Origin of the sequence: Victivallis lenta, assembly GCF_009695545.1 — a bacterium.
Taxonomy (GTDB): domain Bacteria; phylum Verrucomicrobiota; class Lentisphaeria; order Victivallales; family Victivallaceae; genus Victivallis; species Victivallis lenta.
Genome location: NZ_VUNS01000001.1, coordinates 13,973 through 39,244 on the forward strand (window position 1 = coordinate 13,973; position 25,272 = coordinate 39,244).

Annotated in this window: 21 protein-coding genes and 1 tRNA gene; 11 read left to right on the forward strand and 11 right to left on the reverse strand. The window is 59.5% G+C overall.

Going from position 1 to position 25,272, the window contains the following annotated elements; all coding sequences use genetic code 11:
* The first annotated feature begins 20 nt into the window (after window positions 1-20).
* The 5 genes from FYJ85_RS00075 (at window position 21) to FYJ85_RS00095 (ending at window position 7,173) form a co-directional block, all read left to right on the forward strand.
* Window positions 21-1,406, forward strand: coding sequence for an MATE family efflux transporter (locus tag FYJ85_RS00075; RefSeq protein ID WP_206212885.1), 1,386 nt, complete (start codon window positions 21-23; stop codon window positions 1,404-1,406).
* Between the two features lie 31 nt (window positions 1,407-1,437).
* Window positions 1,438-1,890 (forward strand): MarR family winged helix-turn-helix transcriptional regulator, encoded by a 453-nt coding sequence (locus FYJ85_RS00080; protein ID WP_106052965.1) that lies wholly within the window; start codon window positions 1,438-1,440, stop codon window positions 1,888-1,890.
* Between the two features lie 187 nt (window positions 1,891-2,077).
* Window positions 2,078-3,121 (forward strand): GntR family transcriptional regulator, encoded by a 1,044-nt coding sequence (locus FYJ85_RS00085; protein ID WP_154416589.1) that lies wholly within the window; start codon window positions 2,078-2,080, stop codon window positions 3,119-3,121.
* 59 nt (window positions 3,122-3,180) lie between these two features.
* Entirely contained in the window at window positions 3,181-3,957 is a 777-nt protein-coding gene (locus FYJ85_RS00090) for a DUF1559 family PulG-like putative transporter (RefSeq protein ID WP_106052967.1), read from the forward strand.
* Window positions 3,958-3,981: 24 nt separating this feature from the next.
* On the forward strand, window positions 3,982-7,173 hold the full coding sequence (locus tag FYJ85_RS00095) for a hypothetical protein (RefSeq protein WP_154416590.1): 3,192 nt from the start codon (window positions 3,982-3,984) through the stop codon (window positions 7,171-7,173).
* Window positions 7,174-7,180: 7 nt separating this feature from the next.
* On the opposite strand, the gene FYJ85_RS00100 is transcribed toward FYJ85_RS00095, so the two are convergent.
* From FYJ85_RS00100 to FYJ85_RS00110, 3 genes are all read right to left on the reverse strand, one after another.
* Entirely contained in the window at window positions 7,181-8,335 is a 1,155-nt protein-coding gene (locus FYJ85_RS00100) for a universal stress protein (protein WP_106052969.1), read from the reverse strand.
* A 33-nt stretch (window positions 8,336-8,368) separates the two neighbouring features.
* A complete protein-coding gene (locus tag FYJ85_RS00105) occupies window positions 8,369-10,228 on the reverse strand; it encodes a sensor histidine kinase (RefSeq protein ID WP_158703885.1) in 1,860 nt (619 codons plus the stop codon).
* A gap of 274 nt (window positions 10,229-10,502) precedes the next feature.
* On the reverse strand, window positions 10,503-11,831 hold the full coding sequence (locus tag FYJ85_RS00110; RefSeq protein ID WP_206212886.1) for a sigma-54-dependent transcriptional regulator: 1,329 nt from the start codon (window positions 11,829-11,831) through the stop codon (window positions 10,503-10,505).
* Between the two features lie 241 nt (window positions 11,832-12,072).
* On the opposite strand from FYJ85_RS00110, the gene FYJ85_RS00115 reads away from it, so the two are divergent.
* From FYJ85_RS00115 to FYJ85_RS00125, 3 genes are all read left to right on the forward strand, one after another.
* A complete protein-coding gene (locus FYJ85_RS00115) occupies window positions 12,073-13,086 on the forward strand; it encodes a LacI family DNA-binding transcriptional regulator (RefSeq protein ID WP_206212887.1) in 1,014 nt (337 codons plus the stop codon).
* Between the two features lie 255 nt (window positions 13,087-13,341).
* The gene (locus FYJ85_RS22870; protein ID WP_206212888.1) at window positions 13,342-14,136 is read left to right on the forward strand and encodes a type II secretion system protein; all 795 of its coding nucleotides are present in this window, start codon (window positions 13,342-13,344) and stop codon (window positions 14,134-14,136) included.
* Window positions 14,137-14,158: 22 nt separating this feature from the next.
* A complete protein-coding gene (locus FYJ85_RS00125) occupies window positions 14,159-15,673 on the forward strand; it encodes a glycoside hydrolase family 5 protein (RefSeq protein WP_154416593.1) in 1,515 nt (504 codons plus the stop codon).
* Between the two features lie 53 nt (window positions 15,674-15,726).
* Here FYJ85_RS00125 and FYJ85_RS00130 read toward each other — a convergent pair whose 3' ends face one another.
* From FYJ85_RS00130 to FYJ85_RS00140, 3 genes are read right to left on the reverse strand one after another with little or no spacing between them, the layout of a single operon-like run.
* Complete coding sequence (locus FYJ85_RS00130; RefSeq protein ID WP_206212889.1) at window positions 15,727-16,797, reverse strand: Gfo/Idh/MocA family protein; 1,071 nt, start codon at window positions 16,795-16,797, stop codon at window positions 15,727-15,729.
* A 5-nt stretch (window positions 16,798-16,802) separates the two neighbouring features.
* Window positions 16,803-17,597: a ThuA domain-containing protein gene (locus FYJ85_RS00135; RefSeq protein ID WP_154416595.1), complete on the reverse strand. Its 795-nt coding sequence runs from the start codon at window positions 17,595-17,597 to the stop codon at window positions 16,803-16,805.
* Complete coding sequence (locus FYJ85_RS00140; RefSeq protein WP_206212890.1) at window positions 17,594-18,358, reverse strand: sugar phosphate isomerase/epimerase family protein; 765 nt, start codon at window positions 18,356-18,358, stop codon at window positions 17,594-17,596. Before FYJ85_RS00140 ends, FYJ85_RS00135 begins: the two co-directional genes overlap by 4 nt.
* 135 nt (window positions 18,359-18,493) lie before the next feature.
* Here FYJ85_RS00140 and FYJ85_RS00145 point away from each other — a divergent pair, with 135 nt between their 5' ends.
* Entirely contained in the window at window positions 18,494-19,318 is an 825-nt protein-coding gene (locus tag FYJ85_RS00145; RefSeq protein WP_154416597.1) for a helix-turn-helix transcriptional regulator, read from the forward strand.
* A gap of 468 nt (window positions 19,319-19,786) precedes the next feature.
* A complete protein-coding gene (locus FYJ85_RS00150) occupies window positions 19,787-20,131 on the forward strand; it encodes a hypothetical protein (RefSeq protein ID WP_106053017.1) in 345 nt (114 codons plus the stop codon).
* A gap of 384 nt (window positions 20,132-20,515) precedes the next feature.
* On the opposite strand, the gene FYJ85_RS00155 is transcribed toward FYJ85_RS00150, so the two are convergent.
* The 5 genes from FYJ85_RS00155 to FYJ85_RS00175 form a co-directional block, all read right to left on the reverse strand.
* Window positions 20,516-22,471: a hypothetical protein gene (locus tag FYJ85_RS00155; RefSeq protein ID WP_154416598.1), complete on the reverse strand. Its 1,956-nt coding sequence runs from the start codon at window positions 22,469-22,471 to the stop codon at window positions 20,516-20,518.
* A gap of 208 nt (window positions 22,472-22,679) precedes the next feature.
* Window positions 22,680-22,904 (reverse strand): hypothetical protein, encoded by a 225-nt coding sequence (locus tag FYJ85_RS00160; RefSeq protein ID WP_154416599.1) that lies wholly within the window; start codon window positions 22,902-22,904, stop codon window positions 22,680-22,682.
* A gap of 27 nt (window positions 22,905-22,931) precedes the next feature.
* Window positions 22,932-23,669, reverse strand: a complete 738-nt coding sequence (locus FYJ85_RS00165; RefSeq protein ID WP_154416600.1) for a fibronectin type III domain-containing protein — start codon at window positions 23,667-23,669, stop codon at window positions 22,932-22,934.
* Window positions 23,591-24,079 carry a hypothetical protein gene (locus FYJ85_RS00170; protein ID WP_154416601.1) on the reverse strand — a complete coding sequence of 163 codons (489 nt, stop codon included), beginning with the start codon at window positions 24,077-24,079 and terminating at the stop codon, window positions 23,591-23,593. The genes FYJ85_RS00165 and FYJ85_RS00170 overlap by 79 nt, the downstream gene beginning before the upstream one ends.
* Before the next feature lie 135 nt (window positions 24,080-24,214).
* Window positions 24,215-24,290 (reverse strand) — tRNA-Lys (locus FYJ85_RS00175).
* A gap of 203 nt (window positions 24,291-24,493) precedes the next feature.
* Between FYJ85_RS00175 and FYJ85_RS00180 the strand changes: the two genes are divergently transcribed.
* Window positions 24,494-25,162 carry a M48 family metallopeptidase gene (locus FYJ85_RS00180; RefSeq protein ID WP_154416602.1) on the forward strand — a complete coding sequence of 223 codons (669 nt, stop codon included), beginning with the start codon at window positions 24,494-24,496 and terminating at the stop codon, window positions 25,160-25,162.
* Window positions 25,163-25,272 lie beyond the last annotated feature (110 nt).

Consider the following 25,272-nt stretch of genomic DNA (forward strand, 5'->3'; position numbering starts at 1 on the left):
AAATCCTGCGGAGGTTCATCATGTTTGCAAACGATCCGACTGTGACGGACGGAAAACTGTTTTTCCGTTACGTCATCCCGTCGATGATCAGCATGCTGACCGCCGGAGTGTACACGTTGGTCGACGGTTTCTTCGTCGGCTGGGGGGCCGGCAACGACGGCCTGGCCGCAATTAACGTAGCATTCCCGCTGTCACTTCTGATCGTCGCCTGCGGCGAAATGATCGGCACCGGCGGCGCGATCAATATCGCGCTGGCCCGGGGCAGAGGAGCGCGGCGGACGGCCGACCTGTTCCTCGGGAACTCCCTGGCGCTGCTGGTTCCGGCCGCGGTGCTGCTGGCGGGCCTGATCCCGTTTCTGAATCCGATTTTAAGCGCGGTCGGCGCGGCTCCCGCCCTGCTGCCGGCGGCGCGGGAATACGCGGTGATCACCCTCGGCGGCGGAATCTTCATGATGGCCGCCGTCTGTCTCGTCGCGGCGATGCGGAACGACGGCGCGCCGAAGCCGGCCATGGCGATCATGGTGGCGGGGCTCGCGGCGAATATCGTGCTCGACTGGCTTTTCGTCCTGGTTCTTCACGGCGGTGTGGCCGGTTCAGCCTGGGCGACGGTTCTGTCGCAGGCGATCTGCTTCGCGCTGGCGGCCGGATACTTTGCGGCCGGACGGTCGCACTTCCGCTTCAGCAGGCGCTGTTTCCGGCTGAAGCGCCGGATCGTCCGGCGCATCATCCCGGCCGGGCTGCCGTCCTTCGGCGTGCAGATCTCGGTGGCGGCGGTGATCCTGCTGCACAACCGGCAGGCGCTGCTGTACGGCGGCGTCGCGGCCGTCGCGGCTTACGCGATCATCAGCTACGTCGAAGCGATGATTCTCATGCTCCAGCAGGGAATCGGCCTCGGCATCCAGCCGGTCGTCAGTTTCCTGCACGGCGCGGGCGATACGGAACGGCGCGAAAAGATCGCCCGCTACGGCGTGATCTCGGCCGTGCTCATCGGAGCGGGCGGACTGCTGCTTTCGGCCGGCGGATACCGGTTGATTCCGGCCCTGTTCAATGCTTCGGGCGACGTGGTGGCCGTGGCCGGGCGCGGGCTGATCATCAGCGCGGCGGTCTATCCGTTCCTCGGACTCCAGAAGGTGTCGGAGGCCTACTTTCAGGCGATGGACCGTCCCGGGATGGCTTCGCTGCTCGTCTATCTGGACTGCTTTCTGGTATTGCCGCTCTCGCTGCTGCTCCTGCCGCTCTGGCGGGGGGCGGACGGCATCTGGGCGGCCATGCCGGTATCGAAGCTTCTGATGTTCGGCGTCGTGCTGCTGCTCTGGCGCCGAAGCGCGCAGGAAGCTGCGGAGGAAAAGCCCGGATTCCGGCTCGAAACGGAAGAACGCGCCTTTGCTTTCGAGGCAAGACGGTGATATAGTATAAACCGTCAACAAGCGAGGTGCGATGAAAAACGACAACGACATTGTGGGCCGGATGCAGCGGCTTTTCGACCTGTGGGGAAAATTCGACCGGGTCTACTTCAAGATCCTGCACCGCTGGAACCTCTCCTACAATGCGTACCTCGTGCTTGAGGAGCTCTACCATCATCCGGAGGGGCTGGAACCGGCGGCGGTAGCGGACCAGCTGAGCATTCCGCGCCAGACCATGACCTTCGTGCTCGACTCGCTCGAGCGCGAGGGCCGTCTGGAGCGGCTGCCGCATCCGGCCGACCGCCGCCGCAAGCTCGTCTCGCTCACCCCGGCCGGGCGGGAATTCGCCCGGGAGGTGGTCGAAACGATTTTCGAGAAAGAGCGCATCGCCATGGAAGTCCTGACTTCCGAAGAGCAGGAGCAGCTGCTCGCCATGTACGGGCGGCTCCAGCACGGCTTCGAAACCTCTTTCCTTGCCGAAAAATAGCGCCGGGCTTTCACCGCAAATGCGGCACGCTTCCCGATTCCGTAAAAAAACGCGATAAAATCCGGATTCCGTCTTGCTTTTTTCGGAAATCTCCGCCATAATTATAGAAACGTTCGGTTCTGTTTTTTTATTTGCCTCCATTTGTTCATATTTGTACACTCAAAAACCGGAAGGCGCGGCGGCGGGAATGACGGACGAATTTTCAACGGCATATTCACGGATCCGGCAGTACGTGTTCACCCGGATCGCGGCGGCGGCGCCGGAGGAGAGCAGCCTCTGCCTGACCACCGAACGCGAACTCTGCGAGCTCTTCGCCGCATCGCGCGGGACGGTGCGGCGCGCATTGCAGATGCTGGTGGATGAGGGACTGCTGGTCCGCCGCCCGCACCACGGGACCTTCATCCATCCGGCCGTGCTGAACTCGGCCGGACAGCAGAAGCTGATCGGGCTGATCATCCTGAACGGAGAACTGGCCTACTGGGACAGCTACATCCTCGCGCTGCTGCACGGCGTGGCTGAAGGCTTCGCCGGAACCCCGTACCAGGTCCGCCACATCAACTTCATGGGGGACCCGGCGCAGACCATCCGGGTGATGGCCACCAGCCGGCTCTCCGGGCTGCTCTGGCTCGGCCCGATGGAGTCCGTCCGGGAGTATTTCGGGGAGTTCCGGAAGCAGAACATCCCGATCGTCACCGTGATTCCGCAATTCGAAGCGGACCATACCGTCTCCTGCTTCACGATCGATTTCGAGAAATACGGCGAACTCGTGTCGGACCGGCTGCTCGAGACCGGACGCCGGAATTTCGTGCTGCTCGACTCCAATACGGACGGGCGGCAGGAGCTGAAATCGCGCGGCGTCCGCCGGGCGCTCGCCGCCCGAGGGCTGCCGTTCCGCAACGGCATGGTGCGTAACGTCACGCCGATCACGCTCGACGAAACGCTGTCCGCCGCACGGAAGGAGCTCGGGGAACTCGACGCGGCGGTGGTCCCGACCAATCTCCGCCGCGACGCGGCCCGGCTGCTGGCCGGCACCGGAACGCAGGTCATCGCGCCGGACATGGATCTCGCCCCTTCTCCCGGGCCGCCGGAATCGTTCCGCGTCGTGATTCCGGTGGCGGAACTCGCGCGGCAGGCCGCGGCACACCTGACCCGGCGGCTCGACAATCCGCGGTTCTCCCCCGAACACCTGATGCTGAAGCCGGTCATCACCGGTCCGCCCGGACCGGCCTGACCCGAACCGCAGATAGAATCCGACCATCGCGCAACCGGAACAACAATAAGGAGAAAAAAATGAGAACGAATCGATTCTTCACCCTCATCGAGCTTCTGGTAGTCATTGCCATCATCGCGATTCTCGCTTCCATGCTGCTGCCCTCCCTTCAGCAGGCGCGCGAAACGGCGCGCTCGGCAACCTGCAAAAACAACCTCAAGCAGCAGGGGCTGGCACACCTTCAATACGTATCGGATTCCGACGACCGGTTCATCGTGGAAGGCATCAACTACAGCGCCCGCTACTGGACCGGCGTCATGGTTACCGGCAACTACCTGACCAAGAGCCTGCTCTGCTGCCCCACCCGCACCCGCCTTGCGCCGAACGGCAGCGAATGGTACCGCCAGTTCTGGGCCAACCCGAATTCCGGGACGAGCGACCTCGACAGCACGGACTGGAGCATCTGCGACTACGGCTTGAATTTCCATTATGTCTCGGGCGCCAAAACCAGCCAGTTCCGCCAGATGTCGCGCACCATCATCGTCGCCGAGTCCGCCCGGGAAAACCGGGACGCAAGCGACCTCGAACCGCTCGGCTATTACCGGGTCAACAGCCATTATTCCGAAGCCGGCAGCGGACCGACGCTCTGGCCGGCGCACCGCGGCTACACCGAGGCGGCGGCGGTCTTCGCCGACGGACACGTCGATTCCGACCGCAGCGCCGCCGGGGAAGCCGGGGCGAAAATCCTCATGAATACGCGCGGCGGCAAGCTCGCCGGCCCGTGGGTGGACTCCGGCAACACCGCAAACGACGCATACAACGTCTGGACCCGTCACGACGGATATTACCGCTATTGAAAGACAGCAAAGGAACCACCGCGCATGAAAAAACGTCTCTCCGCTCTCCTTCTCCTGTTCGCCGCCGGAACGCTGGCGGCGGCATCATTCGAACTGCCCGGGGGCATCCTCTCCCTCCCGTCGGCCGGCATCATCAACCCGGCGGAAGGAACCGTTGAAATCACCGTGACTCCGGCCGGAGACGTGAAGGATCTCCGCAACGACTGGAGCTTCGCATTCGTGCTGCCCGGCAAGGAGAACAGCAACGCCGAACGCACCGTGCTCGGCATCTACACTCCCTCCGGCAATCCCGAAACCGAGCACGGGCTGCGCGGCATCCTGCGCGGCGCCGGCGGGCAGGTCGTCTACCTCGAGGATAAAGCCTCCCCGATCCGTGCCGGCGAGACGGTCAACCTCGCACTCTCGTGGGGACCGGCGGGCGCCGTCTTCAGCGTGAACGGAAAAGAGCTCCGCCGCGCCCCGTTCAAGGGGCCGCTGATCGACGCCGCGCCGATGCTGAACGTCATCACACGTTCACCGTTCTACCCGTCGCGCCTGAAGGTGTCGGCCGCCCAGCTGCCGTCCGGCATGCTGAACGCCTCGCCGGAGAAACCGTTCACGGCGGACGCCGAATGCACGCTTCTCGCCGACGATCTTGCCGACTGCCGCTTCTTCGCGGCGCCGTTCTTCCGCAACCGCAACTTCGTCTCGCTCCTGCCGTTCGGGAAACTCAGCGACCGGGTCGTGCGCGAAAACGAACCCGTTTCCCTCGATTTCGTCGGCTGCAACTACACGGAGCGTCCGGTCGAGCTGCCGGTCGAATTCAGAATCCGGGAGTTCAGGGAACGCGCCGCGCACACGGTCAGGCGTACCGTCACGCTGCCGCCCGGCTGCGTCCAGCAGATATTCCGGCTCGACCCGGGTCCGCTCGCGGCCGGACTGCACAGCATCGAGGTTCATGCCGGGGACGAACCGGTCCGCAAGCTCAAACTCTCCGTCCTGCCGGCTGTCTCCGGCGCGCCGGAAGGAAAGCTCGCTGAATATCTCGGCCTCGCGGCCGCACGCGAGCCGGAGTTATTCAAAAAATTGAACATCAAATGGATGCGTTCCTGGGGGCATCCGGATTTGAACTGGTTCCAGGTCGAGCCGGTCAGGGGGAAATTCGATTTCCGCACGGCGGACCGGATCATCGACGCCTACCGCGCCTGCAACGTCAACATCCTCGCCGTGCTCGGCTACCCGCCGCTCTGGGCGGCCGAACCGCCGCCGGCAGAGGGCGAACGCGCGAAGTTCCGCTACCGCCGCGGCGAGCCGGGCCGCTGGAAACCGCGCAGCGTCGACGAATGGAGAAACTATGTCAGGAACGTGGCCGGCCATTTCACCGGCAGGGTCCGGCATTACGAGATCTACAACGAAGTCGACTTTCATCCCCCCGGCTTCGCCGAGTCGTTCAGCGGCACGACGGAGGAGTATTTCGAGCTCCTGAAAAGCGCCTCGCAGGAGATTCGCGCCGCCGACACGGCGAATCAAGTCCTAGTCTCCGGCTTCAGCAACACGCCGACGGTCTGCGACATGGAGATGCCGGAAAAACTCGTCAGCCTCGGCGCCGGCGACTGGGTCGATATCTGGAACGTCCACTCCTACCGGGCCAAAGTCGGCATGGCCGAGATGAAGGCGCTCGCGGACAGGGCGCGGCCCGGCATGCCGATCTGGCAGACCGAGCAGATGTGGCACGTCATCAACGACCCGGCCCGCCGCAGCTATCTCACGGCCGCGATCAATCTCTGGTTCCTCGAGCTCGGGTTCGACAAGTATTTCAGCTTCGGCTGGGGACGCGACACGCTGAGCGACGAGCATACGAACTCTCCCGAACCGTCTTTGCAGGCATTCGCGGTCAGCCAGTATTTCCTCGACCGGTGCGATGCGCGGCGCGGCGTCGTGAAAGGGCTGCCGGAGGGCGAATTCGACGTAAACTGCGAACTTGTCCGCCGTGACGGAAACATCCTGTCGGCTGTCGGCAGCAGCGCCGGAAGCTATACGGTCGAATTCCAGGGGAAAATCCTCGAAGCGCGCGATACGATGGGCCGCAGAATCGACTGCTCCGGCAACCGCTTCCGCACCGGCGGCGAAATCTGCTATCTGGTCAGCCCGGAACCGCTCGAGATCGTCTCGGCGACGCTCGACGCGGCCGGGGAACTCCTGTCGAACACCGGATTCGAAGACCTGGTCGGCGATGCGCTGACCGGCATTGAGCGCTGCACGTTCGCGGGCTGGATCACCCGGGTGAATTTCGACCCCGGAGCGAAGATATCGATCCGGCCCGAAGGCGGCAGCGGCCGTTACGCGGCGGAACTGCGGACCACCGGCAAAGGACGCGTCTACCTCTTCGAATACATCAAGCCGCCGGCAACCGGCGCCTACCGGGTCACGGCCCATTTCAAGAATCTCTCGGGCAACGCGAAACCGTACATCAGCGTCTTCGACACGTCGCCCGGCGCGAAGCTCCTGCTGCGGAAGGATTATCCGACGCCGCCCGCCGACCGGTTCGAAAAGCTGACGTTCGACTTCACGCTCGACAAGCTCCCGGCGGACAATCTCGCCGTGATCTTCGGCGTCGACGGCGGCAGCGGCGCCGTCCTGCTTGACGACGTCGGCATGGTGCGGCACGTGCCGCAGAAGCTCGATGATGAAAACGCCGTCTTCGTTCCCCTGCCGGAACCGGACGGAAAAACCGTGCTCTCCGCCGGGACCGACATCATCGACCTCGACACGGCCCGGGCGCTCGGCAGAGGGCGCAAGGTGTTCGGCGGCTACCCGTTCGAACTCGGCGGCGGCTGGCTCGCCGCGGCCGGAACGAGGTGGAGCAATCCGGCCGCGGCGGAAACACCCGCAGTCCGCGGCCGATGCCGGAGCATCGTCCTGCTGCTGGCCGCGATGTACAACGATCCGGCGCAGGGCGCGAAGCTCGGCGCGCTTCTCCTCCGTTATGCGGACGGCAGCGAAGCGGAGCTGCCGCTCCGGAGCAACGTCGAACTGCGCGACTGGTATCTGGCCGGGGCGCCGGCCGACCCGATCCCGGCCGCGGCGGAATTCATCGCGCCGGATCTGAAGGAGTTCGGCTTCTACGCGGCCGAACTCGCCAATCCGCATCCGGAGCGCGAACTCGTCTCCATCGGGCTCGCGGCGGAGCCGCAGGGCGGAATCATCGCGGTCCGTGCGGTCACGCTCGCCAGGTGACGCCGGATCACTCCGGGCGGCGGTTTTCGGTAATCACGATCTTGAAATCGAAATTCCGGGCGCAGAGCTCCTCGAGAATCGAGCGCCTGCCCCGGAGCCGCTGCCAGAACGGAATTTTCCGTCCGGAAGGCCCCATGACGACGTGCCCGACCCGGTGTTCCCGGGCAAATTCGAGGATCGTCCGGACGATGTTTTCGCTCTTGTAGGTGAAAACCGTCGCCCCGACCTGCCGGGCGAGTTCGAGTGTGTTGGTCAAATGCCGCTGCGTTGCGGCGTCGATGCGGACCGCGCTCTCCTGCGGGGTCTGCACGTAGAGAACGTACCAGTTCCGGTTCAGCCGGCCCGCGAGGCGGGAACCGTAGCGCAGCAGCGCATCGGTGTTCGGGCTCCGAGAACTCATGCAGACCATGACCTGATCCGGGCTCACGCTTTCGCCGGCGGCGTTCTCCCCCTCCCCGGCCTTTTCGCGGAACCGGGTATCGAGCTGGGCGGCGATTTCCCGGAGCGTCAGCTCGCGGAGCTGCTGCAGATTGCTGTCCTTGAAGAAGTTCGCAAGTGCCGAATCGATCCGTTCTTCGGGGTAGATGCGTCCGGTGCGGATACGCTCGCGCAGGTCGTCGACCGAAACGTCGACGTTGACGACCTCGTCGGCCCCGGTTACGACCCAGTCCGGAATCCGCTCCCTGACTTTGACGGCGGTGGATTTCTCAACGATCTCGTAGAGACTCTCAAGGTGCTGGATGTTCAGCGTCGAAATCACATGGATTCCGGCATCGAGCAGCTCTTCGACATCCTCATAGCGCTTCGCGTGCTTCGAACCGGGCACGTTCGTGTGCGCAAGTTCGTCAACCAGCACGACCTGCGGTTTCCGGGCGAGAATCGCCGGGACATCCATTTCCGAGAGCTCAATGCCGTGATGCACAACCACCCGGCGCGGAATGACTTCAAGTCCGTCAAGACACGCTTCGGTCTCTCTGCGGCCGTGGGTTTCGACCAGGCCGGCGACCACATCGACGTGCTCGATCTCCTTCAGCCGCCGGGCCTCTTTCAGCATCTGCATCGTCTTGCCGACTCCGGCGCAGTAGCCGAGATAGATTTTCAGCTTGCCGCGGCGGGAGCTGCGAATCAATTTCAGAAAATTGTCGGCGGCACGTTCATTCATGGACTTCTTCCTCCTTCTGCCTGAGAGCCGGGTTTACAACCACTTCACACTGTTCCGGGCTTCTCCGCGTTCCCGCTCCGCGGGAAGGGTGAAAAAAAACGAACTGCCCCGGCCTTCGGCGCTTTCCACGGTAATCGTTCCCCCCATGGCGGTGACGATCTCCCGGACGATGGAGAGCCCGAGCCCCACACCGCCGGCAGGGTCCTGGCCGGGTGCCCGGTAAAACTGCTCGAAGAGATGGCTGCGCACCTCTTCCGACATGCCGGAGCCGGTATCGCGGACGGCGAAGCGGATTCCGGCATCGCCGTCCGGCTCCGCTTCAAGCGTGATGGTGCCGCCGGGCGGCGTAAAGCGGATCGCGTTGCCGATCAGGTTGTCGAACACATAACCGATCCGGTTCACCGCCACCGGAATGGCCGGCAGCGCGGAATCGCAGCGGACCTCGAGCCTGATATCCCTGTCGAGACATGCCGCCCGGAAACGGGATTCGGCGCCCCGCAGCAGCTCCTCCGGCCGACGCGGCTCGAACTTCAGGTGCGTCCTGCTCGAAATCCGGTTCAGGTCGAGCAGGTCGTTGATGATGCCGGTCAGCCGCTCGCTGTCGTCACGCATGGAGACCACCAAATCGAGCTGTTCCGGATTCAACGGACCGATTTTCTCCTCCAGCAGCAGATAGATCGACATCCGCAACGAAGTCAGTGGCGTCTTGAACTGGTGCGACACGGTCGAAATCACGCTTTTCTTCAATTCCTGCTGCTCGTGCGCCAGCGTGACGTCCTTCAGGATAATCGCCACGCCGGAAACCCGGTCCGGCGGCGCATCGGCGGGGACCGGCACCGCCGTCGGCTGGAAAAAATATTCCCGGTTCTCGATGAAGTACTGAATCACACCGCCGTTTTCCTGCCAGACGCACGGGGCGCCGGTCTGCACGACACGCTGGAAAATCCGGTCGAGCCATTCGATGCCGAGCGAATCGATCCGGGTGCCGACGCTGAGCCCGAAATACCGCTCCGCGCTCTGGGTTGCGATTTCAACCGTGCCGCTGCCGGAATCGGCCACGGCGATCGGGGTCGGCAGTTCACGGAAGACATCCCGGTTGGTGCGTTCCGAACGTTCCAGCTTCAGCCGGGAACTGCGCCGCGCTTCGCGCAATGCGGCGGCCATGGAATTGAAGGCGCGCGAAAGCCGGCCGATTTCGTCGTTCGATTTCGCATCGAGCACAATGTCGAAATCGCCGTTCGAAATGCCGGCGGTCAGCTGGATCAGGCGGTGAATCGGTTTTTCGATCCAGTTTTTCAGGAACAGCGTCAACACGACGGCGAAGAGCAGAGAAACCGCAAGGATCATGAAAACCCGGGCGTGCAGCTGCTCCGCCCCGAGCCGTGCCCGGTCGTTCGCCTCGCTCATATTCTTCTGGTTCAGCGCCAGAACCTGCCGGGAGAGTTCGCGCAGCCGGGTGAAAAGCGGAAACGCCTTTTCACGGTAGAGCTTCCGCCGCTCGGCTTCCGGCACGGCCGGATCGATGATTTTCTCCACACATGCGATATAATCGGGAACGAGCTCCGCGGCAACGTCGACCAGCGCCTGTTCGCCCGGCACCGTGACGTTCGCCTGTTCGGAGCGCCAGGCTCCGGCCAGAGCCTCGATATATTCGTCAAAATACGCTTCGGAACGGTCGCCCCAGCCGCCGAATTCACGCAGGATGCCGCTGTCGAGCCGCTCAAGGGCGTCGTCCATCTGCTGACAATAGATCACGCTGCGGTAATTCTCGCGCAGGATCACATCGATCGAGTCGCCGAGCCGACGGACCTGCCGCACCATCACGAAGCCGACGGCGCCGATCAGGAGCAGAAGGACCGCAAAGCTCGTCAGGAATTTTTTCTTGATATCCATTGAACCACTCCGTATTGTGACAAAACAACCAGCAAACCGCATGCCAACCCGTTTCCGGCACAGGAGCGATGCGAAACAACACCTCATCTTGCAAAATGCAAGAAATGCGGCACACACTCATTGCAAAATGCAATGCGACAGGGCGGCGAAACCGGGCGCAATCGTGACGCCCCTTGCCGGACAGCGTTTCAAACCGGCCCGGCGGACTCAGCCGGCAGAACGGACCAATCGTCACAGAGCCTGCTCCGGCAAACTGCGGCGATGCGCGGCGGCCTCAGATTCCGTAGCTTTTCCTCTTTCTCCAGAGCGTCGCCTGGTTCACGCCGAGGATGGCGGCGGCCTCCTGCAGCGATTCCGTCGTGGCCAGGACGTGCCGGATATACGCCTCCTCCATCTCGGCCAGGGTCCGGCGGCCGGAAAAATGGTTCTCCGCGGCCCGGCCCTGCAGCGCGCCGGGCAGATGCGGCAGACCGACAACGCCGGAGGGCGCCAGAATCGCGCCGCGTTCGACCGCATTGCGCAGTTCGCGCAGATTTCCCGGCCACGGATAGGCGCGCATCGCCTCAAGCGCCTCGGCGGAAAAGCCCGAAAGCACCTTGCGGTTCGCATTCGCAAAGAAGAGCAGCATGTCGTTCGCAAGCGGCTCGATATCCTCGACCCGCTCGCGCAGCGGCGGAATCTCCAGCTCAAACACATTGAGCCGGTAGAACAGGTCCTCGCGGAATCTGCCCTCTTTCACCGCCTCCTCGAGATTCCGGTTCGTCGCCGCCACGAGCCGCACATCCGCGCGGCGCGTCACAGGGTCGCCGACCCGTTCATACTCGTGATCCTGAATGAAGCGCAGCAGCTGCGGCTGGATCGCAAGCGGCAGGTCGCCGATCTCATCGAGAAACAGCGTGCCGCGGTCACACGCGGCGATCCGCCCCGGATTGTCGCGCACGGCCCCGGTGAACGAACCGCGCACATGCCCGAAAAGCTCGCTCGAAAGCAGCTCCGGCGTCAGTGTCGGGCACGACACCGTTCCGAACGGAAAATCCGCGCGGGAACTCCAGCCGTGGATCGCGCGCGCCAGCACCGTCTTGCCGGTTCCGCTCTCACCGCGCAACAGCACGGCCGCCTCGCTCGCCGCGACCTGCCGCGCCATTTCGATCAGCCGCTGCATCTTCGGGTTCTTCGATGCGAAAACCGCCTCGGGGTGAAGCCCTTTCAGGTCCTCCCGCAGCACGGAGATCCGGTTTTCGAGCGCCAGAACCTGCTCCGCCTTCTGGATCACCAGATCGATCTGCTCCGGCGTGAACGGTTTGGCGATATAATCGAAAGCGCCGAGCTTCATCGCCTGCACCGCCGTATCGATCGACGAATAAGCGGTCATGACGACGATCTTCAGCCACGGCGAATCGGCCAGCAGCGCCGGAATCAGTTCGAGCCCGTTCTCCGCTCCGAGCCGCAGGTCGAGAAACAGCAGGTCGAACTTGTTCGCACCGTTCTCCTCCCGCGCGGCGGAAGCGGAACCGGCCTGCCGCGTCTGATGGCCGTGCGACTTCAGCCACAGCGACAGGGTTTTCCGGATATTCATCTCGTCATCGACAATCAGTATATTCAATTCCGTCTCCTCCCGAAAATCAATCGTTTCCATATTAAACTACTGCCCCGGACCCCATTCTTCAAGGAGTCCGCCGGCCGTATCACCCGATTCCGGCGATTTTCATGCCGATTTGTTTTGAATGGCATTATTTTCATGATTTTTTTCCCGGTACTCTTGACTTTCGCACCATTTCGATCCATAATATAAACTAGTTTAGCAAAAAAAATCGATGAAACGGTACGGATGGGATATTCAGAAAATGCAGCGTTATTCCCTGGCCAAAATATCGCGGGAACTCGGGGTCAGCAAAGCGGCGGTCTCGCTCGCGCTCTCCGGCAAGGCGCGCCGGGTCGGCGTCAGCGAGGAACTCGAAAAACGGATTCTCGACTTCTGCCGCAAGGTGGACTATCAGCCGAACATCCATGCCCGCCGCCTCAACAGCAGGCTGGTCAGGAACATCGGCATCCTGCTCGAACGGTTCGAGGAGGGGGCCACGGCGCTCATGCTCTCCGGCATCGTCGAGGCCGCCGACCGGGCGGGTTTCCGGGTCACGATTCAGATTTACCGCCCGGAGCAGCACGAATCGATCGCCTTCGACTGGCTGCTGAACCGCGAAATCGACGGTGTCATCTTCTACGGCCTCGAGCTGCCGGAGAGCTGGCAGGCGCGCTTCCTCTCCGAGAAGTGGCCGGTCATCGGCGTCGGCATCGCCCCCGGCTCCGGCATTCCGTCGGTCAACGTGAACAACTTCACGGCGACCTATACGCTGACCGGCAGCCTGATCCGGCAGGGCTGCCGGGAATTTCACTACATGGCCGGAACTGAGGGCAGTTACCCGTCCCGCGAGCGTGAACGCGGTTTCCGGGCCGCGCTCCGCGAGGCGGGCCTCCTGTTTCCCGAGAACCGGATGCATGTCGCGGGTTTCAGCCGGGAGCGGGCGCAGGAGATCACCTTCGAACTGCTGGGCCGCAATCAGCTCCAGCCGGGCTCGGCGGTCGTCTGCGCCACCGATCTGCTCGCCATCGGAACGATCCAGGCGCTGCACCGCTCCGGCTTCCGCGTACCCGCCGATTTTGCCGTGACCGGCGTCAACGCCTCCTCCGCCGCCGCGGATTTCTCCCCGAGCCTCACGACGTTCGAATATCTGCCGAAGGAACAGGGGGCCGCCGCGGTGGAGATGCTGCTCGCCCGGCTGCAGAAAAGGGAGATCGAGCCGGAACGCGAACTGCACGGCAAGCTCGTGCCGGGGGAATCCGCACCGCTCCGAGGGTGAACGCCTCACCAGACCGCAATGGAACCCTCACAAAAAACACTGGACAAAGCCGGAAATATAAACTAGTTTATAAACAATTCACCCCACATCAGAGGAGATTCCCCATGAAACAAAATGTGAAACGGAACAGTATTGCCGCCCGGCAAAAAAGCGCGGCAGGCACTGCGCAGCAAGGAGCAAGCGCAGCGCAGGTGAACGCAGCGGAGCGAAGACCCTGAGACCGAATAAGTTCATTCAACGAAAAGGAGTTACATTATGAAAGACCGTGCACGGAAACTTCCCATATCCGACATTATGCGCAAACCGTTCACTTTAATCGAGTTGCTGGTGGTTATTGCGATCATCGCGATTCTGGCATCGATGCTGCTGCCGGCGCTGAATCAGGCGCGCTCCACCGCCAAGAAGATCAAATGCACCGGAAACCTCAAACAGTTCGCCGCGGCCGGCATCTTCTACGCAAACGCCTACGATGACTTCCAGGTGCCGGGGCTCGGGTGGCTGAAGGGGAGCGGTACGACGGTCTCCTGGCATGTGAACTACGCCTACCGCAAAATGCTCGGCGGCGCCATCCCGACGCCGAACCTCGACGAGGCGGCCGGCTACTGCGACCGGCGGACTTCGGCCGGGCTGGTCTGCCCGAACGCGGAAATCTGCTTCTCCGATCCGAACACACCCATCTGGGGAGCCGGGATCAACGACAGCTACGGCGTCTCCAGCGAGCACTTCGCGGACATCGGCGCAAACTGGAACAAGCCGGAGCCGCATGTCGCATTCAAATATTCCCGGATCACCCACGCATCGCAGCGGGTCGCCTTCCTGGATGCGACCGACTGGGCGGTCAACATGAAGAAATCCGCTCCCTCCTTCTACCGCACGACGATGGAGTCAAAAGACGGAGTAACCACCGTCGCCTACCGCCACGGCGGAATGAGCTACGCGAACGCCGCGATGTTCGACGGGCATGTCGAAACGCTCCACTACGATTCGCTGAACCGGAAGTACCGTTTCGTCGGCTTCTACGATAAAAACCTGGACGACGCGCGTCCGTAACCGCTACCGGGAAACCTGCTCCATGAAAAAAATTCTTCTTCTTCTCCTTCTGCTTTCTGCAATCGGCGGCCTTCTTTCCGCCGCGGAAAAAAGCGTTTACAGCTGCAGTTTCGCCCCGGAAGAACTGGCGGGCTGGAAGATCCCGCCGGCATTTGCGAAGGTCGAAACCGTCGACGGAGCGCCGGCGCTCCGAGTCACGGTCAAGCCCGGGAATGAAACGAAAGAACAGCATTTCGCAATCCGCGAAATCGATCTTGCGCCGTATCGCGGCAATCAGCTGTTCCTGACTTACGAGGTAAAGGGCGAGAACGTCAGCGTCCCGCCCGAACAGTGGAACGGCGTCAAGCTCATGCTCCACTTCAAAACGCCGCAGGAGGAAGTCTGGCGCGGCGCCGGGGCCCCCACCGGGAGTTTCGGCTGGCGGACCGCTTCGGCGACAGCCTTCATCCCCGCCGGCGCGACAGCCGGAACGATCAATCTCGGGCTCCAGTCGAGCTCCGGAACCGTCTGGGTGCGCAGCGTGAAGATCACGGCGTCGGAACCGGCGGCAACGGTTCCCGAAGGATTCCGGGCCGTCTATACCGACCGCGTGAAACGGATGCCGCGCCTGCGCGGCGTCATGTCTCCGAACTCCTTCAAGCCGGAGGACATGGACGAACTGAAACGCTGGAACGCCAACCTGATCCGCTGGCAGATCAAGCGCAACTGGGGCCGGGCCGGCACCGAGCTTGACCTCGAAGAGTACCTGCGCTGGTTCAACGGCAGGCTCGAAGAGCTCGACAAGGTGCTCGACAAATGCGGCGAACTCGGCATTTACGTCCTGATCGATCTCCACACGCCGCCCGGCGGCCGCGACGAAACCGGCAACATGGTCATGTTCTACAATCCCGTCTACCGCGACGCGTTCTATGCGATGTGGGAACAGATGGCGAAGCGGTACAAGGACCACCCCGCCGTCTGGGGCTGCAATCTTCTCAACGAACCGGTCCAGACCCGGCCGACGGAAGACGACTATCTGAGCGTGCAGTACGAAGCCGCCAGACGCATCCGGGCGATCGACCCGGAACTGCCGGTCATCATCGAGTCGAACAACTCCAGCAGCCCGGCCGCGTTTCCGGCGCTGCGGCCGCTGCCGCTGGCGAACATCATTTACCAGGCGCACATGTATGCGCCGTACTCGTACACGCACCAGGGAATTTACGACCGCCGGGCGGAACCCGTCGTCTACCCCGGCGTGATCGAGGGCGCCCCCTATGACCGGGAACGGCTGAAGCGCTGCCTTGCCCCGGTCCGGGAGTTCGAAAAGAAGTACGGGGCGAAGATCTACATCGGGGAGTTCTCGGCGGTGCGCTATGCGCCCGGCGCGGCACAGTACCTGGAGGAGCTGATTTCGATCTTCGAGGAGTACGGCTGGGACTGGAGCTACCACGCTTTCCGCGAATCGCCGTACTGGGACGTCGAACTGGACGCCGAAGCGAAACCGGCCGAAACCGACAGAAGGAAAGTGCTGCTGAAATACTTCAGGCGGAATCGGTGAACACCGAGCACCGGCCGCCGGCGCGCACTCCGCTTCCGCCCGCATCGCGCAATTCATTGCGGATTTTTACGGGTGGCGGGCCTGAATCCGCTGCGGCGGAACGCCTCGTCGCAAAGGCGAACCACCTCCATCGCCTCCTCAAGCCGGATCGGAAACGGCCTCCCCTCCCGAACCGACGCATAAATGTGTTTCCAGATTTCCGACATCGGGATGAACGGGATTTCCACTTTCTGCTCGATGAAGGTCAGCTTCTCGTCAAAGTTGCCGTACTCCATCGGCGGATTCTCCGGATGCGGCGCCAGCGGCTTGAATTCACACTCCGGATCGACAAATCGCATCTCGATCGCTCCGGCCTTCGGATCGTAAACAAGCGTGCCGCGCTCGCCCAGGATTTCGATCTCGCGCCCCGGCTTCGCATTCGTCCCGGAGATTTCAAGGTCGGCCACCACGCCGTTTTCGCCGCGCAGCAGCAGCTTGATCTGGTCGTCGCCGTCGCCGATGCTGATCACCGAACGCACGTCGGCCCACAGATCGGCCACGGGAGAGCCGATGAACTGCAGCGCCTGATCGATCACGTGCGGCCCCCAGTTGGTCAGGAGCCCGCCGGAAAATTCCGTCATGGTCATCCAGTCGTTGCGGCGGCAGTAGCCGCAGGCGCGGTGGAGTTTGACCAGCGTGATTCTGCCGAGCACTCCGGAGGAAATCAGCTGGAGCGCTTTTTGAAACGGCCCTTCGAAACGGCGGTTCTGGCGCGGAAACAGCCTGCCCGGATGACGGTCGGCACACGCCTTCAGCTTCTGCGCCTCTTCATAATTGACGGCGATCGGCTTGTCGATATTCACATACTTGCCGGCTTCGAGCGCACGGATTGCGTACGGGACGTGTTCCGGATGGCGCAGCGCGATCGATACAAGCTCGACGGCGGGATCGTCGATCAGCTCTTCGCACGATGCATAACGCTTCGCCTGCGCCGGAACGCCGGGCGGATTTTCGAGCCGCGACGGATCGTGATCCGCAACCGCGACGAGTTCGAACCGGTCCGGATACTCGGCAATTTCCCGGACGTGCATGCCGACTCCGGCACGGCCCATCCCGAGGATTCCGACTTTGATTGTTTCAGCCATGCCGCTCATCTCCCCTGTTTTCTGTTGTGCAGTTCTTTCGTATCAAGCTCTTTCAGCGGATTTTCCGTCGCCACCCGCTCCGACGGCTCCGGCTGCGGCGTGACCCGCGGCGGCAGGATCGTCCCCGCCGCCCAGCGGACCGCATTGCCGATCACCCGGAGGATATTCGCGTCGCGGTAAATCGGGAAGGTTTCGTGTCCGGGCGCGAAATAAAAAATCTTCCCCGCCCCGCGCCGGAACGCGACGCCGCTGCGAACCACATTCCCTCCCTCGTACCACGACAGGAACACGATCTTCCCGTCATCCGGCAAATCGAACGGCTCCCCGTACATCTCCGTATGCGGCAGCGTGAACGTCTCCGGCACCCCGGCCGCGACCGGGTGGGACGGATCGACCACCCAGAGCCGCTCCTTCTCGCCGATCTCCCGCCAGCGCAGCCGGCAGCCCGTTCCCATCATGCGCCGGAAAATCTTCGAATAATGGCCCGAATGCAGCACCACCAGCCCCATCCCGGCAAGAATCCGCTGCTGGACCCGGTCGACCAGCGAATCATCGACCCGGTCGTGCGCGCAATGCCCCCACCAGACCAGCACGTCGGTTTCATCCAGCACCGGTTCCGGGAGCCCCTGCCCCGGCTCGTCCAGCGTTGCGGTCCGGATCTCGAGATCGGCCGCAGCCAGCTTCTCCGCGAGACACGCATGGATTCCCGCCGGATAGACGGTGCGGATATAATCGCCTGCGGCCCCCTCCTCCCGTTCATGCACGAACTCGTTCCAGATGACGACCCTGACTTTTTTCATGAGACGAAATTTCCTTTCAGAAAACACATGCTTGCGGCGAACGACTCGAACGGGTCGGCGCAGTCTCCGTCATGCTCGACCACATAATACTCCACTCCGGCCGCTTCGGCCGCCGCGAAAATCCGTTTCCAGTCGAGGTTGCCTGACCCGACCGGCATCATGACCGGTTCCCCCGACGGGTTCACCCCGAAATCCTTCACATGCAGCACCCGGAGCCGCCCGGAAAGCCGTTCGATCCAGGCGGCCGGGTCGCCGCCTCCCTTCTGAATCCAGAAGGTGTCCGGCTCGCCGTCGACGAGCGGCGCATTCTCGTAGATGATTTCGAGCATCGGACGGCCGCCGAACCGCCGGAACTCAATCGAGTGGTTGTGGTAGGCGAAAACAATCCCGGCCCTGCGGAATTTTTCCGCCGCCCGGTTCAGTTCCTCCGCAAAGGCGACCGTCTCCCCCGCTCCGGTCGGAACCCGCTGCGGATACGGACAGGCCGTATGGCGGCAATCGAGCGCGAGCAGGCGGTCGATCACCCGTTCCGGTTCCCCGACCAGTTCGGCGGCGCGCTCGTGGCTGGTCGGCGCAGCCATTCCCTCCTCCCGCAGCATCCGGCGCAGTTCCGCTTCCGGCATCGGCGCGATTGCGCCCGAAAGCTGAACCGCCTCGTAGCCGGTCCGCCGCAATCGCCGCAGCGTATCGCGCACTCCGGCCGGAGTCCCGATATAATCGCGGAAGCTGTAAAGCTGCGCCGCAATCTTCGCTTGCTTCATGGACATTCCCCCCTTTCATCGGTTGATGTTCCGGCGTTTTTTTGCATTTTTGCCGGATATGCGTATATTATACCACAATCGAAGCTGTTCGGGAATGAACGGCAGGAACTGTTTTTTACACGAAACGGACAATCGATGAACTTTTTCGACGGACACGCCTTCAGCCTCTACGATTCGACGCCGGACCATCAGGGGGAATCGCGCCATGTGCCGGTCTACTACGGTGTTCAGTACAACCACGCCGGGCGGTTCCGCTTCGCGCTGAATCACGGCCCCGTCATGGAATACGAGGGGGCGTACGCTTTCGTCACCCACCCCGGGGCCTTCTTCGAATACGGGAATGTTCCGGGCGAAACGCGGCATCACAGCTTCCTCTGCTCCCACGGGGAACGGGTCGGGAAATATGTGGAGAGCGGGCTCCTGCCGACCGGGCTTGAAAATCCGGTCCGGAAAATCGCCGATCCGGACCGGTTCCTCGACACCATGCTGCGGATCATGCAGCTGCTGCGCCGCTCGGCCCCGCTCACCCCGCCGCGCGCGGTGCTGCTGTACGAAGACCTGCTGCTGCAGTTTCACGAATCGGAGCTCGCCGAGCCGCGGCTGCCGGCGTTTCAGGAGGAGTATTTCCGCCACCTCGTTTCGGAGGTGCGGCACCACCCGGAGAAGCCGTGGGATTTCGCCGCCGAGGCCGCGAAGCGGAGTCTCACCCCGCATCACTTCCGGCGACTGTTCAAGACCGTCGCCGGGCTTCCTCCCCGGCAGTTCCTGATCCGCTGCCGCCTTGAGCTCGCGGCGACGCTGCTGACCGGGTCTCCCCATCCGGTCGGCGTCGTGGCCGAACTCTGCGGCATCGGCAGCGAATTTTACTTTTCGCGGTTGTTCAAAGAGAAATTCAACCTCTCCCCGCTGAAATACCGCCGGGAATTCCCGGCCGGGAGGGGTGGCCGGACCAATTGCTGAAGCGGGCGCAGCCTGCACAGATGCGTCCGTGCCGCGGGAAAGCGAAATTTTTCCGGCGGCCATTTGCAAATCGCAGATTCGACAGCTACATTACGGGAAACAATTTGATCATCCTCGGAGGTGCCATCGACAGCAAGTAAATTCTGACCTGAAAACCATAGATTTTTTCTTTGTTCATTTTTCCCCCTGAAAACCGGCAAGTTTATAGTTTGTGGAGAATGAGCAAGGGTGTCCTTTGGGGCGCCCTTGTACATTCCACAAACGGGCGCTTGCCGGTGCCGCAGGGGGATATGTGTGAGGGTCGCCCCTCTTTTTATCCTTCAGTTGAGGAACCGCTGCACCATGTTATCGAACCCGTCATCAGACAACCGCCGCCGGAAGATAAGAACACGGTTCCGCACTCCGCGAGCGCATCGGAACGACCGCCGGAAAACAAACGGAAGAACCGAAAAGGCAGTCAGGTGAACGATGGGAGCACTGCCGCTGAAATATCTGCACGTGCGAATGATCTGCGGAGCTCTCCGGGCAAACGACCTTTCCGGCACGGTCTTCACCGGAGAAATCGAGACGACCCGGATCATGATCGCCCGCCGGGACATCCGCGGTTCGATTCAAAACGCGATCAGGACGATGCGGCAGCAGGGCGAACTCCTCGTCGCGGCGCTCGTCGTCGTCCAGATCGAAGGCGATCCCGACACGGACCCGGCTCAATTCGACTACCGCGCCGGAGCATATACCGAACTTGTCGCCGCCTCCGGCCGCCGCCGGGCCGCCGGCCACATCATCGAACTGCTGAAACACGAAACGGAATGACGTCCCCATGAAATCTGCGGCGACTTTTCAACGCCGTATGCAGGTTTCCTGCGTGAGCCCCCCCCCCGGGAAAGTCCGCCTTCGGCGCGGGCGGGCTGCTTCGCGGCCGGGCGTCTCAGGCACCGCGCCTTCGGAATCCGCCGGGGCCGAGGGCCCTGCCCCCCACAGACGGCAAACCGCCCGTTATCATGGAAATCAGCACACAGTACTTTTGACAGACGGACAGAGGAGGGAGAAAAAAAATGGTGCGCTCACGGAAAACGGAGAACCGCCAGACTTCAGATGTAAAGTCACTTTTTACGCCAAAAGAAATGTCACAAGTATCACAGGAAGTCAACTCTAAACGATACTGATGAATATGTCTAATGGTACTCTGCGGTACTTTCATTTACATAGACTTTTAGGATTCGATGGAAATAGATGAGGAGTACAGTCAATTACAACAATACGTATTGTTTTGCCATGTCGAGGTGACTTTCTTTCCAAATCAATTTTCATTTCTTCTATATTACTATATTGAGAAGGATAAGGGTATTGTTTTGTTTTGAACCAAAAAATTAGAAAAATACCGTATCGAATATTCTCAGCCTGCATATATTGTGGCAACTGCTGTTCCAAGCCGTGAATTAAATGTGGATGGTCTGCTTTTTTCATCTCGACAGCAATTTGTAGTGCACTCCCTTTTGAGGACGTTGCAGAACAGTGAAAATCTAAGGACCCATTACAACAAACAACTTCTCGGTTTATTGTTATTCCCATAAGGTGAAGTGGGATACGCAACTGATTATATACAAAGGGTTGTAATGCAGGTTCAGATAAAGGATGTCCATCCATATCAGAAAAATATGAACGACATCCACCATACTCAATTGCATTACCGACTGCATCATGCAAGAGCCTGACTAAAGTATCTAACATGTCCCTTCCAGACATAAAAAAAATCTTATCTGCAATAATCTTTCTTATAGCAGTTATTGAATCCAAAGCATTACAAACCGTTGCTTTATAATTGTTTCTTGCTTTCTCATATGAATTGGGATTCGTTAATAAATATGCCTCGAAACAAATGGTATTTCGAATATCGTTCTGAAAATATTGTATTTTAAAATTCGAAAATAGATCTATCGTAATATCGCTCAGATAAATTTTTAAAACATCCTTTATTTCATTAAAGCTTTTACGTAATGTCGCAATAACTTTTTCTTTATCATGTATCACCGTTCGCCCAAGTAATGCTTCCTGTTCCCTTACATCCTCAATATTTCTTGCGCCATCTTCACGAGAGGGAATTTTCACATTTTGATATTTAACTTGAATATATGCTGCTTCAGAAGCATCATATATATCAGAAATGAAAACAGGAACAATCGGATAATCTATAGAGAAATCCGTGGCAATTTCTGTAAATGGATCTTTAAAAGGGTCGGCCTCGATATCTTCAACTTTTATAGCAACCGAGTCATTTACAATAATTTCTTTGGGACAGATACATTGGAACGGAACAATAAACTGTATTATTTGTGTTCCAAAAGTCGGTGCATTTTCCTTTGGTAAGGTTCGAAAATGAGGAGAAAATACTTTAAATTCGTTGAAATAATCCTGTTGCAAATAATACTTTTCTTCGTCAGAAAATAATATCTCGTTTTTCTCTATTAGTTCCTCAATACACGAATGATCTTCTAGAGAATATTTTTTATTTAATAGTATATATTTAATAAGCAATAATTTTTTTAGATCAGTTATTTGACAATTACCACCAAAATCTTCGAAAAATCTATAAAGTTGAATTATCTTACGGTTATAGACATAAATTCGTTCTAAGGAATCTAGGATCAAGTTAAAAGTCTGAACAATACTACTTTTTTGATCTTCACCCCAAGAACTGCTTCGGAATTTGCAACAAAGGAGAAGATCGTTTTCTATTTGTTTGCACCAAACTTCAGCAGAGCTAATTTGGGGACTTATTTGTGGTTGAGAAAAAACCCCATATTCAATATTCAAAATATGACAAATGAATTTTATTTTCTCACTATTACTAGAACTGATACAATGATCACAAAATGTATGATTAGCTCGCTGAGCACCAAGAATACTTGCAGAATCTTTCAAAACATTAGTTAAATATCTCCCTATGACAAAAATATCGGAGAGAAGATACTCTTTCGGAATAAGATCTATTACAAGAGATAATTTATAATTTTTTAATTTTTCAAAATTTGTTTCTAGAAGATATAAATAAAGTCGGTAATACTTCAATAATTCCTTCTGAGAATATTTTTCAGGAGAACACATCCCCTCTAATATTTTCTGTATTCCGTTTTCTATTAAAGAATTATGCATAATAATTTCTTTCTGTATAATAAAATGATATATGAGTTAATATACACCTCGGGATAAATTTGACAACCGCAGATGGTACTCGGTGGTACTTCTAAAGGTATTTTCGGGCGTGAATGTGGTGCCTTGGTAGAGAACGGAGCTACATGAAAAACTCCTTCCTGAAGCGTTTGGCGCGATTCGGGAAGGAGTTTTGTGAATGTGGAAATAATCAGGATGCGACAGCAAAAAGCGTTGCAGGCCGTTTGCTGGTTTCATCTTGGCCGAGCAGCTCGACGACGGAGAGTTTCAGCGCTGATTCGAGCTTGAGGTAGCTGCAGAAGGCCAGCGGATCAGCGACGGTTTCCGGGGCCGCCGCACGCAGGCCGGAATCGAAACCGGAGAGCGACGCCAGCTCCGGCAGCTCTAGGTTGAGGTCCGCCACGGGAAACTCCATTTTGATCGTCGCTTTTCCGGTCTTCGCTTAGCTCTCGTTGCCCGCCGCGTCCACGGCGACAATCCGATACTGATAGCTGCCCTTGGCGATTCCGTCGATCCGGAAGCTCAGCTCGTTCGCCGCCAGGATTTCCGTATGTTCGAGGTTGACGCCGTACTTCAGAATATAGCCGGTCACGCCGACGTTGTCCTTCGGCGTTTTCCAGATCAGCAGCAGACTGTTTTCTTCGACTTTCGCCTTGATGGAGACATTTCCCGGCGCGGTCATGTCCTTGACGGTGAAAGTCTGCGCGTCACTCCATTTGCCGACATTTTTGTCTTTGTCGATGGCGCGGACTTTGCAGGGGTGCTCGCCGACCGACAGTTTGCTGACGTTCAGCATCGTCTTGCCCGATTTCAAAATCTTGCCGTCGTCGAGCTGGATTTCGTATTGCGCCACTTTGCCGGAGTTGTCCACGCCGGGATTCCACGAAAGCGTCGCCTTGTACTTGCTGTCCGCGACCGGGACGGCAAGCCCGGTCACCTGTTCCGGAGGCGTCGCGTCCTTGACCGTGAAGCTGACCTTCGTCTGCTTGCTCGCATTTCCTTCGGCGTCGTAGGTGACGACATAGGCGGTCTGCTTGCCGACTCCGAAATCGCTCAGAACGGCGGTGGAGGTCGTGGTTTCGACCGACTTGTCGCCACAGGTCACGATGTATTTCGCGATGCTGCCGGAGTTGTCCTTGCCGGAGAGCGCGAAATGGTGAAGGTCTGAACTTCGCTCCACTCTCCGATGTTCTTGTCCTTGTCGATGGCGCGGACTTTATAGGAGTGCTCGCCGACCGACAGTTTGCTGACGTTCAGCATCGTCTTGCTCGATTTGAAGATTTTGCCGTCATCGAGCTGAATCTCGCAGGTCGCGGGAGTCGTGCGGCGCGGATGGCAGGAATAGAACTCCCTGACTTCACTTAAAGAAAGATTGCGTTCCACGGAACTCAGGCCGCGCGCCTGGCTGACGTGAGCGGCGATCACTTCGGCGCTGGTGGCCTGTACGATCGGACACAGAGCCTCCGCTTCCCGGATCGCTTCGACGCGATTGGCGGTTTGCAGGCTGACGGTTTTGCGGTGTCCGTCAAGCAGGTAGCGATAAAAGTAGATTTTGCCCGGCTCTTTGGTGAAGATCGAGCCGACATTCAAACGTAAAGATTTCCCGGCCACGGAGTTGCCCTTTCATTTCGGTATCGTCCACAGCCAAAAATAAATTTTCTGAAGGCAAAAGAAATACCTCAGTGGTACTTGATGGTACCTGCTGAGGCAGTCTGAGGCGAAAAATGGTGCGCTCACGGGGACTCGAACCCAGGACCCAGTGATTAAGAGTCACTTGCTCTACCAACTGAGCTATGAGCGCTTGGTATTTTTAAATATATCCCCCGAACACCCCATTTGCAAGTGTGAAGTTTTCTTTTTTTGCGAAAAAACATGAAAAAAATCATAAAACCCCGCTTCGGCGGCCGGAAGGAAAACGAGCAAAGAGGCATATTCCGCTGTTGATAAAAGCGGAAAAACGGTTATATTGTCTATCAGTTTTACCGGTCGAACCACGGAGCAGAATTGAAACTTCCGCCAGTCATCACCCGCTCGGCGCGCCGCCGCCGGGTCGCCTTCACCATCCGCCCCGAAGACGGACGGCTGGAGGTCCTCGCGCCGCTGCGCGCCTCCGCCGCCGAAATCGAACGCATCATCGCGCACAATCCCGACCTGATCGAACGTCTCCGCAGACAGTTCGAGCAGGTCGAGGCGCGCCGGACCGTTCCCGAATTCCGCGAGGGCGGCGAATTCCATTACCTCGGGACGCTGTATCCGGTCCGCTTCACCCGGAAGGTGCTGGCCTTCGACCGGGCGTTCCTGATTCCGGCCGGAGACGAAGCGGCCGTCAGAACGGAACTGGAGCAGCTTTACCGGAAACTCGCCGCCGAACTGCTCGAACCGAAGGTTTCTGACGCCGCCGGACGATTCGGCCTGACCTACCGCCATGTCCGGGTCGGCGGCGCCCGCGGACGCTGGGGCTCCTGCAGCCGGGACGGCGGGCTGAATTTCTCCTGGCGGCTCGTCCGCTGGCCCGAGCCGGTCGTCGACTATGTGGTCGTCCATGAGCTCGCCCACCGGATCGAACTCAACCACTCCGCACGCTACTGGCGCGAAGTCGAACGGCTCTGCCCGGGCTACCGGCAGCTCGACCGCTTCCTCCGCGAACACGTGCCGGAATACTGCCCCTGGTGACGCGCCCTCTTTACCGCTTGTGCCGGAAACGATTTGACATTTCATCCGACGGTGCTACATTAGCATTGTCCGGGCCGGTTGCGCGGACGGAGGTGAAAAAAGCCTGCCGG